This is a genomic window from Sphingopyxis indica (genome assembly GCF_900188185.1).
Lineage (GTDB): Bacteria > Pseudomonadota > Alphaproteobacteria > Sphingomonadales > Sphingomonadaceae > Sphingopyxis > Sphingopyxis indica.
Genome location: NZ_FZPA01000011.1, coordinates 135,803 through 156,732, shown reverse-complemented (window position 1 = coordinate 156,732; position 20,930 = coordinate 135,803). Strand labels below are relative to the sequence as shown.

21 protein-coding genes are annotated in these 20,930 nt (G+C 60.0%); 15 read left to right on the top strand and 6 right to left on the bottom strand.

The annotated features are described in order from the left end of the window. Positions 1-201: 201 nt before the first annotated feature. On the top strand, positions 202-1,620 hold the full coding sequence (locus CHB69_RS14875; protein WP_089216797.1) for an efflux transporter outer membrane subunit: 1,419 nt from the start codon (positions 202-204) through the stop codon (positions 1,618-1,620). Between the two features lie 306 nt (positions 1,621-1,926). Beyond that, entirely contained in the window at positions 1,927-2,520 is a 594-nt protein-coding gene (locus CHB69_RS14870; RefSeq protein WP_089216796.1) for an outer membrane protein, read from the top strand. A gap of 803 nt (positions 2,521-3,323) precedes the next feature. Here the strand turns inward: CHB69_RS14870 and CHB69_RS14865 are convergent. From CHB69_RS14865 to CHB69_RS14855, 3 genes are read right to left on the bottom strand one after another with little or no spacing between them, the layout of a single operon-like run. Further along, positions 3,324-3,785 carry a hypothetical protein gene (locus CHB69_RS14865; RefSeq protein WP_141134004.1) on the bottom strand — a complete coding sequence of 154 codons (462 nt, stop codon included), beginning with the start codon at positions 3,783-3,785 and terminating at the stop codon, positions 3,324-3,326. 1 nt (position 3,786) lies between these two features. Beyond that, entirely contained in the window at positions 3,787-4,044 is a 258-nt protein-coding gene (locus CHB69_RS14860; RefSeq protein ID WP_089216794.1) for a hypothetical protein, read from the bottom strand. Then, positions 4,041-4,373, bottom strand: a complete 333-nt coding sequence (locus CHB69_RS14855; protein ID WP_089216793.1) for an ArsR/SmtB family transcription factor — start codon at positions 4,371-4,373, stop codon at positions 4,041-4,043. The genes CHB69_RS14860 and CHB69_RS14855 overlap by 4 nt, the downstream gene beginning before the upstream one ends. Positions 4,374-4,677: 304 nt before the next feature. Here CHB69_RS14855 and CHB69_RS14850 point away from each other — a divergent pair, with 304 nt between their 5' ends. From CHB69_RS14850 to CHB69_RS14805, 10 genes are all read left to right on the top strand, one after another. Continuing rightward, positions 4,678-5,103 (top strand): organic hydroperoxide resistance protein, encoded by a 426-nt coding sequence (locus tag CHB69_RS14850; RefSeq protein WP_089216792.1) that lies wholly within the window; start codon positions 4,678-4,680, stop codon positions 5,101-5,103. 10 nt (positions 5,104-5,113) lie between these two features. Next, positions 5,114-5,575, top strand: coding sequence for a MarR family winged helix-turn-helix transcriptional regulator (locus CHB69_RS14845; protein ID WP_170935582.1), 462 nt, complete (start codon positions 5,114-5,116; stop codon positions 5,573-5,575). A gap of 23 nt (positions 5,576-5,598) precedes the next feature. Beyond that, positions 5,599-6,219 (top strand): glutathione S-transferase family protein, encoded by a 621-nt coding sequence (locus CHB69_RS14840; RefSeq protein ID WP_089216791.1) that lies wholly within the window; start codon positions 5,599-5,601, stop codon positions 6,217-6,219. Positions 6,220-6,344: 125 nt separating this feature from the next. After that, positions 6,345-6,914, top strand: coding sequence for an MFS transporter (locus CHB69_RS14835; RefSeq protein WP_141134003.1), 570 nt, complete (start codon positions 6,345-6,347; stop codon positions 6,912-6,914). Between the two features lie 35 nt (positions 6,915-6,949). Then, positions 6,950-7,402 (top strand): MarR family winged helix-turn-helix transcriptional regulator, encoded by a 453-nt coding sequence (locus tag CHB69_RS14830; RefSeq protein ID WP_212541939.1) that lies wholly within the window; start codon positions 6,950-6,952, stop codon positions 7,400-7,402. Beyond that, positions 7,399-9,375 carry an FUSC family protein gene (locus tag CHB69_RS14825; RefSeq protein WP_141134002.1) on the top strand — a complete coding sequence of 659 codons (1,977 nt, stop codon included), beginning with the start codon at positions 7,399-7,401 and terminating at the stop codon, positions 9,373-9,375. The genes CHB69_RS14830 and CHB69_RS14825 overlap by 4 nt, the downstream gene beginning before the upstream one ends. Continuing rightward, positions 9,372-9,581 carry a DUF1656 domain-containing protein gene (locus CHB69_RS14820; RefSeq protein ID WP_089216813.1) on the top strand — a complete coding sequence of 70 codons (210 nt, stop codon included), beginning with the start codon at positions 9,372-9,374 and terminating at the stop codon, positions 9,579-9,581. The genes CHB69_RS14825 and CHB69_RS14820 overlap by 4 nt, the downstream gene beginning before the upstream one ends. Before the next feature lie 9 nt (positions 9,582-9,590). After that, entirely contained in the window at positions 9,591-10,493 is a 903-nt protein-coding gene (locus CHB69_RS14815; RefSeq protein WP_245836835.1) for an efflux RND transporter periplasmic adaptor subunit, read from the top strand. Next, entirely contained in the window at positions 10,490-11,911 is a 1,422-nt protein-coding gene (locus CHB69_RS14810; protein ID WP_089216787.1) for an efflux transporter outer membrane subunit, read from the top strand. The genes CHB69_RS14815 and CHB69_RS14810 overlap by 4 nt, the downstream gene beginning before the upstream one ends. Positions 11,912-11,937: 26 nt before the next feature. Beyond that, entirely contained in the window at positions 11,938-13,584 is a 1,647-nt protein-coding gene (locus CHB69_RS14805) for an FAD-dependent oxidoreductase (protein ID WP_245836832.1), read from the top strand. 514 nt (positions 13,585-14,098) lie between these two features. On the opposite strand, the gene CHB69_RS14800 is transcribed toward CHB69_RS14805, so the two are convergent. Next, the gene (locus CHB69_RS14800) at positions 14,099-15,361 is read right to left on the bottom strand and encodes a tyrosine-type recombinase/integrase (RefSeq protein ID WP_089216785.1); all 1,263 of its coding nucleotides are present in this window, start codon (positions 15,359-15,361) and stop codon (positions 14,099-14,101) included. An 822-nt stretch (positions 15,362-16,183) separates the two neighbouring features. Here CHB69_RS14800 and CHB69_RS19800 point away from each other — a divergent pair. After that, positions 16,184-16,327, top strand: coding sequence for a benenodin family lasso peptide (locus tag CHB69_RS19800; RefSeq protein ID WP_141134001.1), 144 nt, complete (start codon positions 16,184-16,186; stop codon positions 16,325-16,327). Between the two features lie 53 nt (positions 16,328-16,380). After that, entirely contained in the window at positions 16,381-17,022 is a 642-nt protein-coding gene (locus CHB69_RS14795) for a lasso peptide biosynthesis B2 protein (protein ID WP_089216784.1), read from the top strand. On the opposite strand, the gene CHB69_RS20210 is transcribed toward CHB69_RS14795, so the two are convergent. Further along, positions 17,001-17,552 carry a hypothetical protein gene (locus CHB69_RS20210; RefSeq protein ID WP_170935581.1) on the bottom strand — a complete coding sequence of 184 codons (552 nt, stop codon included), beginning with the start codon at positions 17,550-17,552 and terminating at the stop codon, positions 17,001-17,003. The two genes, CHB69_RS14795 and CHB69_RS20210, sit on opposite strands and share 22 nt — an antisense overlap. Before the next feature lie 60 nt (positions 17,553-17,612). Between CHB69_RS20210 and CHB69_RS14790 the strand changes: the two genes are divergently transcribed. Next, positions 17,613-18,749, top strand: coding sequence for an asparagine synthase-related protein (locus CHB69_RS14790; protein ID WP_170935580.1), 1,137 nt, complete (start codon positions 17,613-17,615; stop codon positions 18,747-18,749). Here the strand turns inward: CHB69_RS14790 and CHB69_RS14785 are convergent. Continuing rightward, positions 18,739-20,922: a prolyl oligopeptidase family serine peptidase gene (locus CHB69_RS14785; protein WP_089216782.1), complete on the bottom strand. Its 2,184-nt coding sequence runs from the start codon at positions 20,920-20,922 to the stop codon at positions 18,739-18,741. The two genes, CHB69_RS14790 and CHB69_RS14785, sit on opposite strands and share 11 nt — an antisense overlap. Positions 20,923-20,930 lie beyond the last annotated feature (8 nt).

The window sequence follows — 20,930 nt, the reverse complement described above, 5'->3', positions numbered from 1 at the left end:
TGAACATCGTGTTATCCTTTCAAATCCAAGCGTTTCCGCTTCCGACAAGAAGATAACTACCCTAATTTGTTTCGGGAGTCAAGTATATAATTCCCCTTCTTTTTGGTGAAACGGCTCTTTCGGCAGGATCGTGACGGTCGGGAGGGCCGGCAGGCGCATGCTCCGGCTGCGCCAGACAACGTACGGTCGGAGAACTGAGCCATGAAGAAATCACATGTCTTTCTCGCGGCTATAGCGAGCGTCGGCCTTACCGGCTGCATGGCGCCGAAATATGTCCCTTCCGCCATGCCCGTGCCCGACGAACTGGCGGTTGAGGGGACAGTTAGCGAAACAGCTGCCTATCCCCCTGATGTCGCATGGGAGGAATTCTTTACCGATCAGCGGCTCAGAAATGTGGTCCGGATCGCTCTCGACAATAATCGCGATTTGCGGGTGGCATTGGCCACCATGGAACAGGCGCGCGCCCTTTACCGCGTGCAACGCGCGGACCTGCTGCCGACGATCGGCATCGACGGCAGCGCGACCTATCAGGACTATCCTGGTGGCGTCTCGGGTGCCGGCGGCTCCGGCGGAGGAACCGCGCTTGGCGGCAGGAACGACATCTACACCGCAAGTGTCGGCATTTCTTCCTGGGAAATCGATCTGTTCGGCCGAACGCGGAATCTGAGCAAGGCCGCTCTGGAACAGTATTTCGCATCGGTCGAAAACCGCAACGCAGCGCAGACTGCCTTGATCGCGGAGGTCGCAACGGCCTGGCTGACACTGGCAGCCGATCAGGAACGGCTCAGGATTGCGCGAGAGACCGAGCAGGCGTTCGCAGATACGCTGGCGCTCACCCGGGCGCGCTTTGCGAAAGGTATCGCGTCGGAGTTGGAGGTGCGTCAGGCCCAGACAAGCCATGATCAGGCGCGTTCGGATATTGCCGAGGGCACGACGCGTGTCGATCAGGCGCGTAACGCACTCAACCTGCTGGCGGGCACGACAGTCCGCTCCGAACTTCTTCCCGAACAACTGCCTGAGACAGGTGCCACGTTTGCGCAGCTTCCGGCTGAGCTTCCTTCCGAAGTCTTGCTGCGCCGCCCGGACATCGCTGCGGCCGAGCATCAGCTTCGGGCAGCAAATGCCAATATCGGTGCCGCGCGCGCAGCCTTCTTTCCACGCATATCCCTCACGGCGGCGCTTGGCACGATCAGCCTCGGCCTGTCCAACCTGTTCGGCAATGGCAGCGACTATTGGTCAGTCGCGCCTGCCGCGTCTGTGCCCATCTTCGACTTCGGGAGGAACCAGGGAAATCTTCGGTACGCCGAAGCAACCCGCGACGCCATGGTCGCCCGGTACGAACAATCGATCCAGACTGGCTTTCGCGAGGTTGCAGACGCGCTGGCCCGCCGCGGTACCATCGCCAGCCAGCTGGAGGCCCAGACCTCCCTGCAAGGGGCAGCGGCTTCAGCTTATCGGCTCTCAGAGGCACGGTTTCGTTCCGGCATTGACTCGTTTCTCACCACCCTCGATGCGCAGAGGACATACTACGCCGCACAGCAGAGCCTGCTTGCTACGCGTTATGTTCGTGAAGCCAACGCCGTTGAACTGTACAGGGCGCTCGGCGGCGGTCTGAAGTGATTGCAGGCCCGAAACCACGCCGCTGACAACGAGCACTGGCGGACGAAAATTATCGCAGGATAAGTTTTCGCAGGGCGGTTCGTTCGTCCGTTCGCAAGCCATGGCCAGAGCGCGGTGCGTGCTTCGACAGCACGGTAGCATTGCTCTCGTTTGGGCTGCGCGAATTTCGGCCGCGATGATGGCTCGCGCGCAAAACTTCCCTGCTCGCTGGCCCTTGAACCCCTACGGGCCACTTCCTACCTGAGGATCGGAGTGAGCGCTCACTCCGATCCTCAGGTAGGAAGTGCAGGAAAGAGGAAAAATACAATGAGAAAACTGATCGCAGCGGCCGTAGTCTTGGCCGCCGCCGCAACCGCATTGCCAGTTTCGGCCCAGGTGTTCGATGGACCGTATGCCGGGGCACAAGTGGGCTGGAATCACGACAAGATCGGACGCCCCGATACCGACATCGGCTCGATCGATATCCGAAATTCGGAAGACAGTTTCACCGGAGGCGCCTTTGTCGGTTACAATCACAAGGTAGCGCCCCGCGTTGTGCTCGGGGTCGAAGGAGGCTTCGAAATCGCAGCCGATGACGATGTCCGCCGGGGCTTTGCGGTTGTCGATCCCGATTACACGTTCGATGTCTCGGCGAGGGCCGGCTACCTGGTGGATGAACGGTCCTTGATCTACGTCCGTGGCGGCTATGAAAATAGCCGGGCATCTGTAAGGATGACGGGTCCGGACGGAACCCTTCGAGGCCACGACAACTTCGATGGATGGAGCGTCGGCGGCGGCGTCGAGCGAGCTTTGACTGACAGGATATCTGCCCGGATCGAATACCGGTATAGTGATCTTGGAGGCAGTGGCGAAACTTTTGACCGTCACAAGGCCCTATTGGGCGTCGCCTATCATTTCTGAACTCCAGAACGAGCGGCGCCGTATGACCTCTATGGCGCCGCCAATTGCAATCGTGCGCATGGGCCGATGGGTGCGCGGTAAATTCCAGGACAGTGCGACGTGCATCGGGGCTTTTGAGACCTTGGTCATCCCCGATTGCTTCTGGCATCGAAATCCGTGCAGAGCGCCGGGCTGGGGAACGATTGTGACCTGGTGGGGCGCTTCTTCATGGAGCACACCCCCATGCCTGCGAGGGCCGTGTCGTGTCCGGCCGGATCTAGAATCTGTTCCATATTTTCGGCCGCCGGCACGAGGTTGACGGACAGCCCGTGGCGGCCCTGATCACCGCCGGCGCCGGGATGCAGCGCCGTGAACGCACACTCAACTTATAGCTGACCATTACCAGCCGACAGTCTGAAAATCGCCCCAGTTCAGGACCATGCGCGACTATATGCGGCTGAAGCATGATCTGAACCCCACGCGCCGATCGCGCGCAAGACAACCGCATTGGATCGTCTCTCTTGCCGTTTCCGTACTGGCGATCTCCGCGGTCTGGTTGGCGAATACTTAGTTGATTCGACGTGGTGATCCGCGGCTCCCGGCGGCCATCGCACAATGGCTAGCGGCGATTCGCCGGGACTATGGTCTGCGCTATTGGGATGAACTCCGTTGGCCGACGGCAAAGTGCCTTCATGCGAGCACACCGTCTTCGGTTTCAATTTCTATAGGAAATTCGGCCGCCGGAAAGGCGGAATGACGTCCGAAACCGCAAGCCGCAACTGGTTGGAAGCGGACTGGCGAGTCGAGACCCGAGCCGTTCCAAATCAGCCGTTTGCTTCGCTCGCTGCGACGCCTTGCTCTATTTGACGAATGCCCCACGGTTCCGCGCGCGCTACGATGTATGTGTGCCAGAAGTAGCGCCATGGCATGACGATCGGCGTCAACACGATGGCGATCCCGCAGGCGAAGATGTTGCTCAAGACGCCATCGGTCATCTGGCCCTCGACATAGAGCGGCGCGGCGACGAAGACGAACCACAACGCTTTCCAGAGAAATTCGTATAGAATGAGCGGCATCATTTTCAGCGGGTAGCGCAGGCCAGCCATCGACAGAGGCGCGAGCGCGCCTAGCAGCGCATATTGCGCACCGCTCTCTATCCCCCATTCCGGCGAATGCGATACGAGGTGGGGCCAGAATACCGCCAACGACCCGGCAGCCATAAGTGCGTAATACGCGCGCAACATGTTAAGCCTTAGTGCGGACACTGGCAAAGAGCCCTCGTTCATTTCAACCGACTTCCCGCAGGATTCTGTCGATGTTCAAGAGGCTTTGGGAATGTTTAGCCTGATCATCGGCAATTCGAATCAAGGTCTTACGCATGGAGGCGAGCTCTTCGGCGTGGCGCGCGATCAGATCTCTTAGCTCGTTGTCGCCGGCGATCCGTACACGCGCAGCTGCCAGGGATGACGCGTATTTCATAGCGAAGACGATTATCGCGGTCAGCGGCAAAAGCGATATCGTGAGTATATAGATGCCGGGACTCATCCCTTCTTCTCCTTGAAATCGGTAAGTGTATCGGCGAACCGCGCGATCAAATCGGGCGACAGGGTGACGTGGAACGGGAGAATGCCGACCTGGCGGAGCGCCTTACCATCGTCTGATAGGGCTAAGTGGCTGTGAATTACGCCTGCTTGTTCCAGCTTTTCCAGATGAAGGTAGAGCAGCGGCCGACTGATGCCCACGAGCCTGGCCAGATCGCTCACATGGCGTACGCCATAGCGGCTGAGTGCGGCAACGATGCGCAAACGATGAGGATTGGCCATGGCAGCCAAAAGCCGAAGCAGGTCGTCGCCAGTGGCTAATGCATTGGACATCGGATGCATATGTCAGGTATTTCTGACATATGCAATATAGATTTCATTTGTCGAGGTTGCTTGGAAGCCAGCCTCGCTGGGCTCGCGCCTCTCAATTGAAGCGGGCCAATTCCCGTCAAGAACTACACTGCTAAGATTGGTATTCCTTGCGTCAAACCACACGTGCGGGCTCGTCGTCGAGCGAGCTTTTCCGGGGCGCAACCTGCTGCAGTCGCTCGTCCGATGCGGCATGTCACGAAAATAATTTGACACAATATAATTGCGCACTATCTATATGCTGGAATGCAAATGAAGGAGTTTTGTGATGAGTACGCTTTACAGCACCAATGTGACCGCCATCGGCGGACGTTCGGGGTCCGTCAAAAGCGATGACGGCCTGCTCGACCTGCCGTTGGCGCTGCCCAAGGGCTTGGGCGGAAAGGGCGGGGCGACCAACCCCGAGCAACTCTTTGCGGCGGGCTACGCAGCCTGCTTTGAAAACGCGGTCATTCATGTGACGCATGCGACCTCTGACAAGGTAAAGGACGACGAAATCATTGTTGTCGCAAATGTCGGGATGGAACCGAACGGAGATGGCGGGTTCGTTTTGACGGTCGCACTCGACGTGACAATCACAGGCCTCGATCAGGCTACCGCGGAAGACGTGGTCGCGAAGGCCCATGCCGCCTGCCCCTATTCCAACGCGGTCAAGGGCAATATCGATGTCGGCATCAGCGTGTCGGTGAACTGAGGAGGAGACCATGGACTTGCCGGGCTATACTGATCCACTCGATCTGGACCGGCAGGTCTGTTTTCCGCTCTACGCTGCATCGAACCTGCTGGGGCGGCTTTATCGGCCTATCCTGTCGGAACTGGGGCTGACCTATCCGCAATACCTCGTCATGCTTGTCCTCTGGAAAGAGACGCCGCAGACAGTAGGTTCGCTGGGGCACAAGCTCTATCTCGATAGTGGCACACTGACGCCGCTCCTCAAGCGGATGGAGCAGGCGGGCTTGATAAGCCGCGTTCGCGACACCGGCGATGAGAGGCGGGTGTTGATAGAGCTGACCACGGCGGGACGCGAAATGCGAGAAGCTGCCGAAAAGGTTCCTAAAACGCTGGCGGACGGCCTTGCGATCGATGAGAGCGATGTCGCGGAATTGCGTGACCGGGTTCGCGCTCTGGTTGCCGCCCTGCACGGGTCGTTCGTCGACGCGGACTGACCGCAATTAAATTGGAGGCAAATATGCTGACTGTCCATCACCTCGGAATGTCCCAGTCGGATCGTATCGTCTGGCTCTGCGAGGAACTGGAGATCCCCTATCAACTGATCCGCTACGAACGCGATCCGGTAACACGGCTGGCGCCAGCGGACTACAAGTCCCTGCACCCAGCGGGTACCGCACCCATCATTACTGAAGGCGATCTACGCCTCGCGGAGTCAGGCGCCATCATTGACTATATCGTCGCGCGTCACGGCGGCGGAAGGCTAGTCTTGCCGCTGGATCACCGGGATTTTACCACATTCCTCTACTGGTATCATTGCGCCAACGGTTCCTTCATGCCCACCATGATGATGCTGATGGTTGGCGGAGAGATGGCAGGACTCATGCGGGACAGGGCCGAGCGGATCCTGGCGGCACTCGAGGCTCATCTGGGGGAGGGTCATGCCTGGCTGGCTGGCGAGGACTTTACCGTTGCCGATATAATGATTGCTTTCCCGCTTACGACCATGCGCGTTTTTGCGCCAGTCGATCTCGCGCCCTATCCAGCAATCCGGTCCTATCTTCGCCGCATTGCCAGTCGCCCCGCCTTCGAACGTGCCATGAAAAAAGCCGATCCCGACTTGCAGATCCCCCTAGATTGACTCTGGCGTCCGCAACGCCGGCGATTTTCCGGGGCCGTTAGGGTGAGGATGCCCATGTTAGGCGGCCCGATGCCTGGCATTGGGTCTTTGCCCTCGGCCCAATATACGCCGGGAGGCGTTCCAAGATGGCTGTCGTGGTGGCATCGGCAACGTTCATCTTGTCGATCGGCAGAGGGATCCGAGCTTCGGCCCCTTCTTGCCGAAGATCAAGCGTGACCTCGGCGTCTCGGCATCGGCTTTGGGATTCGGGCTGGCGCTTCAAAGTCCCGTTTGGGGTATCAGCCAGCGCGACCGCGCTGGGCATAATCGGATTTGGAAATGCCGTCCGCTCGCTGATCGCTAACGATCTCGGCACCCATTTTAGCCAGAAGCGCTTGCTCGCGCTCGCCTTTCTGTTGCAATCGATCACCATCGTCTGCTTTGTCGCGCTGCCGGTGACGGCAGAATCGACGATCACCGTCACGGCGACGATGGACGCGCTCTGGCGGGGTTGCTCCGCGGGTGAGCGTCCTCATCATCAAGCCGTCCGGTTTCAAGCATTTGAACACGCTATTGGCTTCGTCTTTCTGGGTTATCAGCAGGGCGTGCTCATCGGATCGTGGATCGGCGGGTCGATACTGCTAGAACCATATAGCAATTTGTTGATCGTGGGGTGCGCGCGTCACGACGGACAACAATCGGACAATATCCATTGACAAAGCAACTATTGCTTTGGCAATTTTCGGCTCTAATGACCGATGCTTCGCTATTCGACCTGACCAATGCACTTCAGCCCGTGCGGCGCGCTTGGGTGCAGGTGGCCAGTAACGTGATGACCGAGCTGGGACTCTCCAGCTCGCTCGGAACTGCAATCGTCCTGATTTCGCGGTTGGGCCCGGCGGTGCCTCAAAAAGAACTCGCGCTTGAAATTGGTGTCAATCCGGCGGCGCTGGTCCGCACTCTGGATCAGGGTGAGGCGGCAAGGCTGCTGAAACGCAATGCGGCATCCGGAGATCGCCGCAGCAATACCGTGAGCCTACTTCCCGACGGTGAAGAACTGGCCGAGGCCATCGAACGTAGGTTGGTTGAATTGAGGCAGGCACTCCTGGGCAATCTTCCGGCGCAAGACATCGAAACCGCGAAGCATATCCTGCGGACCCTAGAAGAACGCGCGCAGGCCTATATGCAGCGAGAGCAGGTGTGACACCGCCCTATTTCTCACTTCCCCGTTGGCTGTTCGCGTCAAAGCTGTTCATCGCCGCCATGCTGGCATTCGCCATTGCGGTGCATATCGGACTGCCGCAGCCCTATTGGTCGCTCGTCACTTGCTGCGTTTTGATGAACCCCATGACCGGTGCGATTCGATCGAAGGCGATCTATCGCTTCATGGGCACTGTCAGCGCGGGCGTGGCGTCACTTACGCTTGCGGGCGTCTTCGTAAATACTCCGGTGCTGTTGGTCGGCGTTACGGGTCTGGTGGCCACTGCCACACTGGCCATTTCCCTGATCGACCGAACCCCACGCAGCTACGGTTTCCTCCTGTTCGGCGTAACGATGATGCTGGTCGCCGTGCCGGAGATCAACCAGCCCGGCAATATGTTCGGCACGGCGGTCGCCCGCGTCACGGAAATCGGGCTTGGACTGATCTGTTGCTCGATCATCGACAGCATCATCGCGCCGCGCTCGCTCGGCCCGCAGATTCGTGACCGGCTCCACGCATGGATACCGGATGTAGAACGTTGGTTCGAAGAGGCGCTGGCGGGACGCGAAACCGACCCCGAGGCGACAGCCGACCGGTTGCGGATGATCGGCGATGTCACTGCGCTATCGGTGCTGGCCGGGCAACTGCGATACGACCCGATGGTGTCGCGGCGCGAGCGCAAGATCGCTTTTGCGATTCAGCAGCGGATGCTGCGCCTGGTTCCCCTGATCTCCGCGATCGGATCACGGCTCCCGATCGGAGGCGATGCGTTTCGTGAGGCCCTGACGCCGGCATTGGCCGAAGCGTCGAGGCTGGTCCGCGATGGAGAGGAGCCTCCTGCCGATTTCGCGGGGCGCATGGATGCCCTTGATGAAGAAGCGCCGGGAAGCTGGCAAAGCCTCGTTCACCGCAATCTGACGGTTATCATGGCAGATGCGCTTAACCTCTGGTCGGAAATCCGAGCGCTCGATTCAGCGCTCGACAGCGGGGCTGCGCTATCTCCGTCGCTGGACGCAGCAACCGAGCGCGCACGCGCCTTCCCGCTGTACCCCGATTATCATATCGTCTGGCGGGTATCCGCTGCAATCCTGCTTACTTATGCCACCTTGGCTGGAATCTCGTATTTGACAGGATGGCAGCAGGCGCCCGGCGCGTTGCTGATCGGGTCGGTGGCGATAGCCTTCTTCGGCGGTGTGGATGAGGCCGGCGCGGCAGTAGCGAAGTTCGCACGGTTCGCGGTCCTGGCCACTGCTGCCGCTGCCGTGTTGTGCTATGCACTGTTGCCGATGGCGACGGACTACGGAGCGTTTCTCGTCGTCATGGCCTTATTCATGATGCCGATCGCCGCCTGGTCGGTCAGCAATCCCCTTGCGCTTCTGCTGCTGGCTTTCGCGCTCAGCACCATCAACCTTCAGGGCAAATACCAGCCACTCGATTTCGGCACTTTCATTGATGCAAGTCTTGCCTCGCTGATCGGCATTTTTGTTGGATTTTTCTGGTTGCACATGGCTCGCAGAATGGGCGCTGAGCATGCTGTAGAGCGCTTTACGAAGATGGCGCGTGCTGACATACGCGCGCTTACCAGACATGCCACTGCGCGGGACCGCGACCTTTACATAGCCCGCTCGCTTGATCGTATCGGGGCCTTGACCGCGCGGCTTGAGGCGGCGGATGGATCAGATGAAAGTTTACGACTGCTTCGCCGTTTGCGCGCAGGGGCGGATATCGCCGACCTGCGTCATGCCGCCAACGGCTTGTCCGGGGAAGATAGACAGGCGGCCGAGCGCCTGCTGACGGTGATCCGTCAGGAGACGGGCCGGGACACGCCATCCCATTCCCTGCTCGGCAGCATAGACGAAACATTGTCTGCGGCACTGAACAGCGCGACCGGAGAGAACAATCCGCTGGTGCGCGGTCTTCTCGGCCTGCGTCTGGCGCTGTTCGAAAAAAGCCCGCCATGGATGCCGGCGGGATGATCGGCGAAATCGACATAGCAGGCGTTTTCGTCTCGCCACTATTGTTGTGCCTTGTCATCGCCTTTTTCGCGCGCTTGCTGGCAACACGGCTACTGGATCAATTCGGCATCTATCGATTTGTCTGGCAACGGCCGCTTTTCGACCTCGCCCTGTTCTTCCTCTTTCTCTGGCTCGCCTTTGCGGGCCTGCGCATAATAACGGCCTGATCCATGTTCTTGACCCGGGAAACTCTCATACGCAGCCTCAAGGTCGTACTCACGCTCGTCCTTGCCGTACTCGCCGCTCTGGTGCTGTGGCACCTGTACAACTACTACACCTATGCGCCGCAGACCCGGGACGGGAAGCTGCGCGCGGATGTCGTGCCCATCGCCACCGATGAAGCGGGCCGCGTGGATTCGGTGCTCGTGCAGGATGGCGATGTGGTGGAAAAGGGGCAGGTGCTCTTCACCATCGACCGGGTGCGGCTGCGCAATGCGCTGGCGCAGGCGGAGGCCGCTATCGCCACTGCCCGGGCCACGCTGCGCTCGGCCGAGCGCGAGGCTCGACGCTACGCCGCGCTGGCCGGCGTGGTATCGGATCAGGATCGCGATACGCGCCAGGCAGCGGCGGAAGAAGCGCGGGCCAGGTTGGCGCAGGCGATCGCGGACCGCGATCTTGCCCGGATCAATCTGGAACGCGCCGAGGTGCGTTCTCCCGTCAACGGCATCGTGACAAACTTTCAGCTGAGGCCGGGCATCTATGCCAATGCCGGGCAACCCGTAATGTCGTTGGTCGATCGCGACAGCTACTATGTATCGGGCTATTTCGAGGAAACCAAACTAGCCCAGATTCGTCCGGGCCTGCACGCAAGAATACGTTTGATGGGTGAGGATCGGACGCTGGACGGCCATGTCGTCGGCGTCTCCTCGGCCATTAACGACAGCGAGCGGTCCACCGCTGCGGGCACCCTGCTTGCCGATGTCAAGCCAACCTTCAGCTGGGTGCGTCTGGCCCAGCGCGTGCCGGTCAGGATCGCTATCGACCACGTGCCCGACGGCGTGATGCTGGTGGCAGGGCGCACGGTTACCGTCACTCTGGACGGCGCAGACGAACACCTCCACCCGAAGCATATTCTATGAGCATGGCGATGCGATCGAGACACTTTGCTCCGGCGCTCCTGGCTGTCCTGTCGGCCTGCACGACTGTCGGTCCCGCTTATGCGCCGCCACCCCTGCCGGCAGGGATGGCGAACGGCGAGACCAGTGCCTTCGAGGCCAGCGCGTCGCGCGCCATCTCTAGTGCACCGCTGCCCGACAGATGGTGGCAGCTCTATGACGATGCGCGCCTCGACGCGCTGGTCGAAGACGCGCTTGCCGCGAACACCGACCTGCGCGCCGCCGCCGCCAATCTCGAACGCGCCCAGGCACTGACGCGCGAAGTGCGGGCGGCTTCTGGCGTCCAGACCTCGCTCGACGGGTCTGCGAGCGTCGGAGAAACGTCCAGTCTGGGGATCGGCAATCCTGCCGGCGTCCACGACCTGTTCAGCCTTGGCGGCAGCATCTCCTATGAAGTGGACGTGGTCGGTCGTATCCGCCGTGCGATCGAGGCCGCCACGGCCGATGAACGGTCGCAGGCGGCCGCGCTGGATATTGCTCGCACCACGGTCGCGGCAGCCGTAGTCGGTGCCTATACCGACGCCTGTGCGGCGGGTGCTTCGCTTTCGGTTGCCGAACGTAGCGCGGCATTGCAGCGGCAATCGCTGACCCTCACCGAAAAAGGCGTGCGGGGCGGCGTGTTCGCGCCCATCGACGCGACGCGCTCGCGCGCGCTGCTCGCGCAGCTTGAGGCCGCATTGCCCGGATATACCGCCGCGCGGCGCATTGCGCTCTACAGGCTCGCCGTGCTGCTCGGCCGAAGTCCGCAGGACTATCCGGCTAGCCTTATCGACTGCGCATCGATACCATCGCTTACGCGGCCGATTCCCGCCGGTGACGGGACGGCCCTGATCAGGCGGCGGCCCGATATCCGGCAAGCCGAGCGCCGGCTAGCCGCCGCTACCGCCCGCATCGGCGTCGAGACTGCGGCCCTTTATCCCACCATCGCTCTGGGCGCTTCAGCAGGCACGACATCCCGCACAATCGAGGGCCTGACAAGCGATTCGGCGCTGCAATTCAGCATCGGCCCGCTGATTTCCTGGAGCTTTCCAAATCGCAGCGTCGCGCGGGCCAGGATCGATCAGGCGAGCGCGTCGGCCAAGGTGGCGCTGGCCGAATTCGACGGCACGGTGCTGGGGGCCCTTCAAGAGGCAGAGAGCGCGCTCACGCAATATGCCAATGACATTGATGAAAACATCCGGTTGCGCGCTGCGCGGGACAGGAACCGTGAGGCATCGGACTTACAGACCAGACTTGCGCGCGGCGGCGCTGCGGCGAGCCTCGAAGTGCTCGACGTGGAACGCTCTTTGGCCAATGCCGAAGCCGCTTTGGCGTCATCGAACGCCAAGCTCGCAGCGGATCGGGTGCGTATCTTTCTCGCGTTGGGAGGCGGTTGGAATTAGGATCGGGAGCATTCGGCACGAACCAGGTGGCGCCGTCCATTGGCGAAGCGATGGGGCAATTGTTTTCAATGATCGCTGATTTTCTGAAACATCCGGCTGCCGCTGGGCGGCATTACGATGTTGCCGTGATCGGGGCAGGGCCTGCAGGCATCACAATCGCGCGCGAGCTGATGCGACGCGGGCACGATATTTGCCTTGTCGAAAGCGGCGGCCTCGATTTCGATTCGCGCACCCAAGCGTTGTATGCTGGGCGAAATATTGGGCAAGAATATTACGATCTCGACCAAAGTCGGCTCCGTTTCTTCGGAGGGACCGCTGCGATTTGGGGCGGGCGATGCGCCGTGCTGGACGAAATCGATTTCCGCAGGCGAAACTGGGTTCCGCATTCGGGCTGGCCAATTACTCGCAAGGAGCTCATGCCTTGGTATCGCAAGGCACAGGATATCTTTGAAATCGGTGAATTCGCGTGGGACAATGCCTATGAACTATGCGGTATTCCAGATCAGGATTTCGATCCTGAAAAATTCACGACCGGCCTGTGGCGATTCGATGTCGCGCGCGAAAGATTTGGGGCGTCTAATGCCGGAGATTTGAAAGCTGCAAGCAATCTTACGCTGCTGCTGCACGCCAATGCCGTGCGGATACAGCTCATTAACAATGGCTCTGCGGTCGATCACATTGCATTAAAGGCTATCGATGGCCCAAGCGCGCAGCTGAAGGCGACACATTATGTGATTGCATGCGGCGCTATCGAGAACATCCGCCTTCTGATGTCGTCGTCAGACGTGATGCCGAATGGTATCGGCAACGATTACGATCAGCTTGGGCGATTTTTCATGGAACACCCGAACGGCCGTATCGGTAAGGTCGAAATTGCGCAGCCCTTCAGGCTGTGGTCTACGCATCAGAAGCGCTTCATGAAAATGGGGCCACCGCTCGCCCCGGTTCTGCGCCTTGCCGACACGCTGCAGGAAGCCGAGGAAACGCTGAATTCGATCGCAACCTTCAAGCTGCAACGACCTCCTCAAAAGGGCGTCCCTCTTGGCAACAAGCTCTACCACCATATCAAGCATTCCATGAGTCCGAACAGGACGGCGCGCGCACTTAATCATAACTATCGCCAGATTCGGGCATGGTTTCATCGCGTGGCCCGAACGCAGGTCGAAATGGCCATGGCGAATGCAGGAATGACGAAGCTCTTTTTGATGATCCGCGGCGAGCAGGCACCCAACCCCGAAAGCCGGGTCGTGTTGTCCGACCGGCGGGACGAACTGGGCCAGCAAGGCGCCGATCTGTCATGGCAACTTTCCGCGCTCGACAAGCATACAGCACGCGTATTCGCGCGCGTTTTTAACGATGAGGCAAGCCGGCTCTATGATGGCTTTGTTGTGCCCAGCGAATGGTTATCAGAGCTGGGCCATGCTTGGCCAGTGGACCCTACGGTGGGCAACCATCCTATAGCGGGTTATCACCATATGGGCGGCACGCGAATGAGCGATGATCCCAAGCGTGGCGTCGTCGATCCGCATTGCGGTGTGCACGGCACGAACAACCTGCATATCGCAGGTAGCTCCGTATTCTGCACGGCAGGATGGGCGAACCCGACATTCACTATAACAGCGCTGGCGCTCCGTCTCGCGGACAAGCTAGACCGAACGATTGGCTGCCGGTGAAATACCGCGATCATCCGTGCATATGAAGCGCGTCTCGCGTGCAAGTTTAGCCGACCCTCTCTTTATCGAAAAGGACCTATAGCTGTGGAGCGCGTTTCCAATTATTCATATATGGGAAGGCGTCGTGCGTCCCTGCTTGTTACCGCCCAGAGGCAGCGTCAGGCTGCTGTTTGACCCTATCCGGATTTGCCACCGACCAGAACGAAAATCTGGCGCTTTACAGATATTATGCCCGGCTTAAAAAGAACAGGGACGGAGCAAAATACTCCGTCCCTAAACACTTCAACTCTACTTCAGCACTTCCTCGAGCCGTTCGAGCTCGCTATGCGCTACCCGGGACAGGAACCGTGAGGCATCGAGCCTACAGACCAGACTTGCGCGCGGCGGCGGTGGCCGCCCCATCAGGGTGGTCCACTCGCAAACGAAGAATAAGTCGGCTAGTCCGTCCTAACGGGGAAGCGATCGATCCAAATCGAACACGGTGTAAGTGAGATCACGATCCAAATGCGGTATTTTAAAGTTGGCTCGGCTGACTTTCATTAAGCGGAGCACTATTCAATAGAAGAGCAATTTCCTTCGAAACCCGTTCCACGGCCGATCTGACGGCTTCATCTATATGCACATATCGTCCGGTGACGGACCCTGCGGCATGCCCAAGTGTAGCGGCAATCGTCAGTTCGGAATAACCCAACTCGCCCGCAATACTGCCGAACGTGTGTCTTAAGGTGTGCGGGGTCACGTCGGCCCAACCTATTTTCTGGTTTATCCTGCCGAGTACGCCGCTCGCTGCAACGAAATGGGTTTGCCCGCCGTCTGACGGAAAGATGAACGGCTCATCACCTATGGATGGTTGATCCCGCAGCAGCTGTAAGGCGGGGCTGCCTATCAGTCTGATTTGCGGGCCGGACTTCGTATCGCCGAATGCAATATACCCGTCGTCGAAGACCCAGCTGCGTTCGAGGCTTTGAGCTTCGTTCAATCGCAGGCCGGTCAAGGCGAGTAAGCGTATGATCGCGAGGCCGACCGGATGTTCTATGTCAGCAACGTCGCGCATTGTTTGGCCAAGCTCTCGCAGCTCATCTCGGCTCAACCTTCGTGTTTTTTTCTGGTCTGGGAACTTTCGGACTCCAACAGCAGGATTCGTTTCTATCAATCCTGCGCGCTTCGCATGCGCAAAGATGCTGTGCAGCATCGATACTGATCGGGCCGCCACGCCCTTGCCGCCCTGGGTGGCCCCACCGCGCCCTTCGCCTCGAGGCCTTGCTGTTTTTCCAGCGGCAATGTCATGTTGCATTGCTTCAATGTCTGGCAGCCGAAGAGCGACGACCTTTCGCTGGCCGATTAGTGGGCGGACATGGGATTCGATGCGACTGCGGTCCATCGTGAGGGTGGACGCTTTAATCGGTGTCCGTTTGCGTCCCAGTATCCTTCCTGCTTCGGCTTCACAAAGATACCAGTCGCACACCTGACCGACTGTCGCAGCATCCCGAGCGGTTCGCTTTTCATCCGCAGGATCCATGCCAGCCGCGACGTCACCCAACTTGATGCGAGCTTCGGAGCGCGCCTGCTCCAACGTCATGACTCCATAGCGCCCGAGGACCAGCCGACGTTTCCTCTTTTCGGAATTTCGATACTGAAGCACGAACGACTTGGTCCCTGCGCCTTCGATCTTACATCCGAAACCGCGAAGTTCCTTGTCCCAAAGGAACGTCGGCTTGCCAGGGACCGGCCTTGCCTCATCGATCATCTTCTTCGTCAAGCGCTGCGAGCCGGTCATCCAAACTTCCTAAGCCTTGAGTAAAACCTTCGAAGGTTCGTATCCACCCCTTATACCCTCATATCCAATTCGTATCCATATTGAATCGCAGAGAGGGCGGTGGACGGCGGTAGAAAAGTAACCGAGATCGTAGCAAATATCTGTATTATCAAAGATAATAGTAGAGCTGCGCATGACTAGGTGGCTGCCGACGGCGCACCAGATAATATTGCCAAGGTTGGGGTCGAGGGTTCGAATCCCTTCGCCCGCTCCAGTTTTTCCTTATTTTTCAGACATTTAGATCGCCGTGCACGTTGTCGCAGTTGGTGACAAAGCTGTCTGTGGGGACGTTTGTCCCCATAATGTCACCGCGTGGGGTCGTGGCATCGGAAAGAATCTGCAAGGCTGGCCGTAACGCCGCCGGCGAGCGGGATGGTGACACGTCTCGCAGAGGAGGCCCGGCGGGCAAAGGCAGGGACCCTAGCGGGGCCGATCCTCGATTTGTAAAGGCTCAGAAAGCAATGATGGCGCCGAGCGACGCCGTCGAACAATGAAATGCGTCCATAATCGGTTCCAGTTGGCGTTGCAAAATGCTGTGGCGGTTCCAAGAAACTGCGATCGCCCGCATCTAACTCGGGTGAGTGACCGGGATCCGCCACGTATGTCCAGGCGTATGCTAAAGGTGGCGGTACGAGCTCTCGACGCACGTTTCCTTGTCTCGGTCACATTTTTGAGTAATCACCCGAGAATAATAATCCGATTATTAAATGGCAGTCGATTTCATCGAGGCATAACTTTCTGATGGCGACTCATCCGGTCGCTTGTTTGGAAAGGAAATTTGCCATGAAGGAACTGCATACCAGCGATGAACTGATCGAACTCGGCGCGATCAGCGCCGAGACCCGCGGGATCGAGCCTGTCGGTCCGCGCGACGAAGCCACGGGCGATCACTTCCTCCTCTCGGGCGGCATCACGGCCGACGACTGACTGCGAGCGGCGTGCCGCCTCACCGCGGCACGCCGACCGCTAGGTCCACATCTATGACTCCCGCGCTTCGCCCTGGTCTCTTTTTTCGCCAATTCGAAAACATCATCCTGTTCTTCGACCTACCCCTCGATCGCTATTTCATGCTGAGCGGCAGCCGGGCGCAGCGTTTCGAACGCTTCGTGGCGGGGAGGGGGCGGAAAGACGATATCGAGGCGCTGCAAAGCGAAGGGTTGATATCGTCGGCGGACCGCCGATCGTGTCCCAAGAACCACCAAGTTCTTCCGCCCACTCGGAGCCTCGTCGATAACCCGCTGCCGCAAGGCAGTGTTCGCGCGACGATCGCCAGTTTGACGGCCCAGATTTCGGCGAGACGTGATTTGCGTCGACACGAGCTCGCCCACGTCATCGGGGGATTGCATTCAGATTTTGCCGGCGCAGGGTCGCCCGATTCAATTGATTGCACCGATCTTGCGGGAGCTTTCTTGCGCGCTGCTCGCTATCTGCCTGCCGCCGATCAATGCCTCGCCCGAAGCATCGCCATGAAGCGACTTCTCTTGGCGCGCGGCCGCGCCTCGATCCTTGTCTTCGGCGTTACCATGCCCTTCGCGGCCCATTGCTGGGTGCAGGTCGGTGATACGGTACTGACCGATCCCCTCGACATTGTCCTTCGCTATCAGCCGATCTTCGCGATCTGATGGCCGGAGGATTCCATATTCACATCGCGCGGCGACCTGGATCGACAGCCGGCAATTGCGGACCAAAGAGGCCGCAGATCCTGACAAGTGGCAATCTCCAGATCCGAGCCACCGAGCCGTTCCTTGCCATCGATGAGCATACGGTCCTTCTCGGCCACCTCTTCAGGCGAGGACCTCCCAGTCGGCGCGTCACCGACCTGCAGAAGATCGGGGGAGAAAAGCTTCTGGCGGATCGCGGCCGCGCGCTGCTGGCCGACTATTGGGGCGGCTATGTATTGGTCCACCAAAGCGCCGACGGGCGGATCTTGGTCTTGCGTGATCCTTCCGGAATCCTGCCCTGCTACGTCCGGCGCGGTGACGCTGGTGTAACGATAGCCGGTGACGTCGCCGATCTGGCGGAGCCCGGACCGGAACGGGTGGATTTTCGGGAGGTGGCGAGGCTTCTGGCGAGCGGGGACGCTCGAGGCCGACGTACATGCATTGAAAACGTCGATGAACTGATCGCCGGTGAATGTCTTGTCGTCAGCCAAAGCGACATCCGGACAGAATGCTGGTGGACGCCATGGCACCATGTGGCGCCGACGAGAAGCATGGCAGCCCCTGAGGCCGCCGCCAGTCTCCGTGAGACAATCACCGACTGCGTCGGAGCCTGGGCGGATTGCTTTCCGTCGATCCTGCTTGGTGTCTCAGGCGGCCTCGACTCGTCGATCGTGGCTGCTGCTGCGGCACCAAGGGCGTGCCAATTTAATTGCCTCACCCTTTTCGGACCCGACCCCGCTGGTGACGAACGTAAATATGCCCGCGCACTGACTGAGGCGCTTGGCCTCGGTTTGCTGGAGATGCCGCGGTTGATCGACGACATCGACGTTACGCGCGCGCCGTCGCCCCATCATCCATGGCCGGTCGCGTCGATCGGAAAGCTGACCAATGAAGCGACCCACGGTCGTATTGCGCAGGGGCTTCCGATCGATGCCCATTTTTCAGGTAATGGAGGTGACGGGATATTCTGCAGCATCCGCAGTGCAGTGCCGTTTCTCGACCGTTACCTTGCCCAAGGACCCCGCCTCGGTCTTGCCGATACCCTGCGCGATATATGCTTGGTGACGGGCGCCGACCGGACGACCGTCCTCCGCCATGCGTGGGATCGTTACCGGCGAAACGGCGGTTTCCATAACGCGCGCTATAATGGCGCGGGGATCGCCGCCAATATTCTGGCGGAAATCGAGTCTGAGGGACCGAGCCATCCATGGCTCGTAGTACCGCCGGATGCGCTGCCGGGGAAATCGGTACACATTGCCTATCTGATGCGGAGCCAGAAGGGGATCGAACTCTATCCTCGTGACGAATCGCCCCCGCACATCGCACCGCTGCAGTCGCAACCGATCGTAGAACTTTGTCTCTCGATACCTACCTGGATGTGGGTCGCCGAGGGCATGAATCGCGCGGTGGCCCGACTGGCCTTCGAGGGAATTCTCCCCCCGCTCATTCTGCGGCGGACACAGAAGGGCGGGCCGGGCGGGTTCGATCTTGCCATCTACCAGCGCCACCGCGCGACGCTTATCGACCGTCTTCGCCACGGCCGTCTCGCCGAGGCAGGGGTTCTGGACCCTGCCCTGCTCGACCAAGCCGAAGATCCGACCTGGCGTGGGACCGAGAGAATCCAGCGAATCCTCGACCTGGCTGCGGCGGAAAACTGGGTGGACTGGTGGAGCGGACCTACGGCGTGACCGGTGGGGGGCAGGGCTGCGCCCGTGCCGCCATTTGCTCCCATTGTCCCAGGCGCCCGGGAAAGGGGGCATCGCCATCGCCAATCCCGCGCAGCCAGAAATCGAACCAAGCGATATTCTCGCGCATGGCCAGCATCCTGTTCGACGGGATATGGAAGATATGCGTTTCATCCGACGCCGCACTTGCGCCCGGATAATAGCTGATCTGTGTCGGCACCATTGCCGCGCGCAGGGCATCGTAAAGCTCGATTTGCGGCGGCGAGGCGGACGCGACCTGCTGCAGTACCGGCGTACAGACCTTCGCGGCGTTGAGCGATGGCGCGAACTTGCGATACGCGTCGATATGATCGCTCAGCGGTCCTCCTCCATAAACGGGATCGTAGCTTGCGGCCGAATAGAGATAGCCTGCGGGCTCGAGGAAACCTCCGTCGCCGCTGGATGCCGCCCGGAAGAGCTTCGATTGCGTCACTGCGACATTGACCAGCTGGGAACCGCGACTGTAGCCGGCAATCCCGACCCGGCCAGGATCGACAAGTCCTTCACGAGACAAATCGAGCACCGCATCTTCAAAGCTGCGGACCCCGTTGATCCATAAAAGACGTTGCAGCGTTTCGGGGTCGGGCGGCCCGCTGCCGCGGATCCAGGCATTGTATGCGGCCATAAGCTCGTCGGACTGCTGCGGCCAGGGGTCGTTCACGAGAAGGACGATATAGCCCCGCTCGGCAAATAGCTGGACGGGGTAATTCCACTGATTGCCAATCTCGGAGAAGCGATCATCGGCGTCTCCACCATGGGTTACGACAATCGCAGGATAGCGCGTGCCGGCGCGATAATTGCGCGGCAGCACGACATAGCCGGCAGCCCTGTATCCGTCCCGATTGCGCCAGATGTGCGGCCGCGCAACGAGAGGCGCGATTTCGTCGTGGCGCGGTGAAACAGATACGAGCCGTGTAACCGAGCCCTTCGCGATATCGACTTGAACAAGTGAAGGCGGACGAGACATGCCTTCCTCGACACATATGCCGACCGTTAGCGCCGCGTCGAACCCGCAACGAGTGAGACTCGCGTCGTGTCGGATTTCGAGTACGCCCCGCTTGTCGATGACAGCGAGCCCGTAGCGTGGATTGCCGAGGCTGCGCGTTCCGAGCACCGCGCGATGCAGTTTCGCGTTCACCGTGATGCCCGCCGAACGAAGATCGCCGATCGTGAAGCCGAAATGGCCGTAACTATATCGCCTGCCGTCCGCGAAGGTTTCGGCAAGTTCGAGCCTGTCGCCGGTCTCGGTGGTTCCCAATGTGCCCCCGCGCGGACCCCTTAGTATCCAGAGCGTCTGGAGATCATGTTCATCGGCGAGCGTGCGCATGTTTCCTGTGACGCGGTTCCAGGCGCGAACCTCATAGGTCCCGCCGGCACTGGAGCCCGGCGTCTCGATGCGAAACTGGATCTCGTCCCCGTGCCAAAGGATATTGCCCGCGGCGTGGAGTGCCATGCGATCGCTTGAAGGCCGTGTCATCACCTTGTCGCTGCGGCCATCCGGGCCGCGCAAATAATAGTCGATCTCGGCTTCAACCGAGGATCGCCGTCGTGCTTGGAGCGGGCGAACCTCCTCGTCGAAGCGAATATGACGCGCGTTCGGGACCGGCTTCAACAAGGCGTACCAGAGCCATTGGCCGTCCGGCGCCCAATCATAGGCAAGTACGCCAACTCTATGCGGGACGGTTCCTCCACCAATGGCCAAAGACAAATCGGCGCGGCCTACCGGCACGGTGTCGACGTTGACAAGCAGCGGCTCGACGGCCCCCGATGCCATAATGCGGTAGAGTTGAAGCCCTTCTCCCAAATCCATCAAGCCGCTCCAGTCGTCAGTTCCTGGGATTGGCCGCAGCAGCTTCACCGCATCCGCGGTCAGCAGGGTTCGCTGCGTTCGCGCAGTGACATCGACGAGGCGCAGGGCGACCCGAGGACGACCGGCGGTTGAATCGGCCGCCTCCACCGAATAGATTGCGAACCGTTTGTCGCGGGAAAGCGCGATGTCGGTGACTTCGGGGACGAGGAGAATGTCTTCCAGCGTCCAGGCTCTGCCCTTGCTCTCCCCTGCCGCGCTGGCAGGGGAGAGCGCCGCAGCTGCAAGGAGCGCCGCGACCGGGAGGCCGGCTCGGAGGTGGTTCCGCATGGAAATCC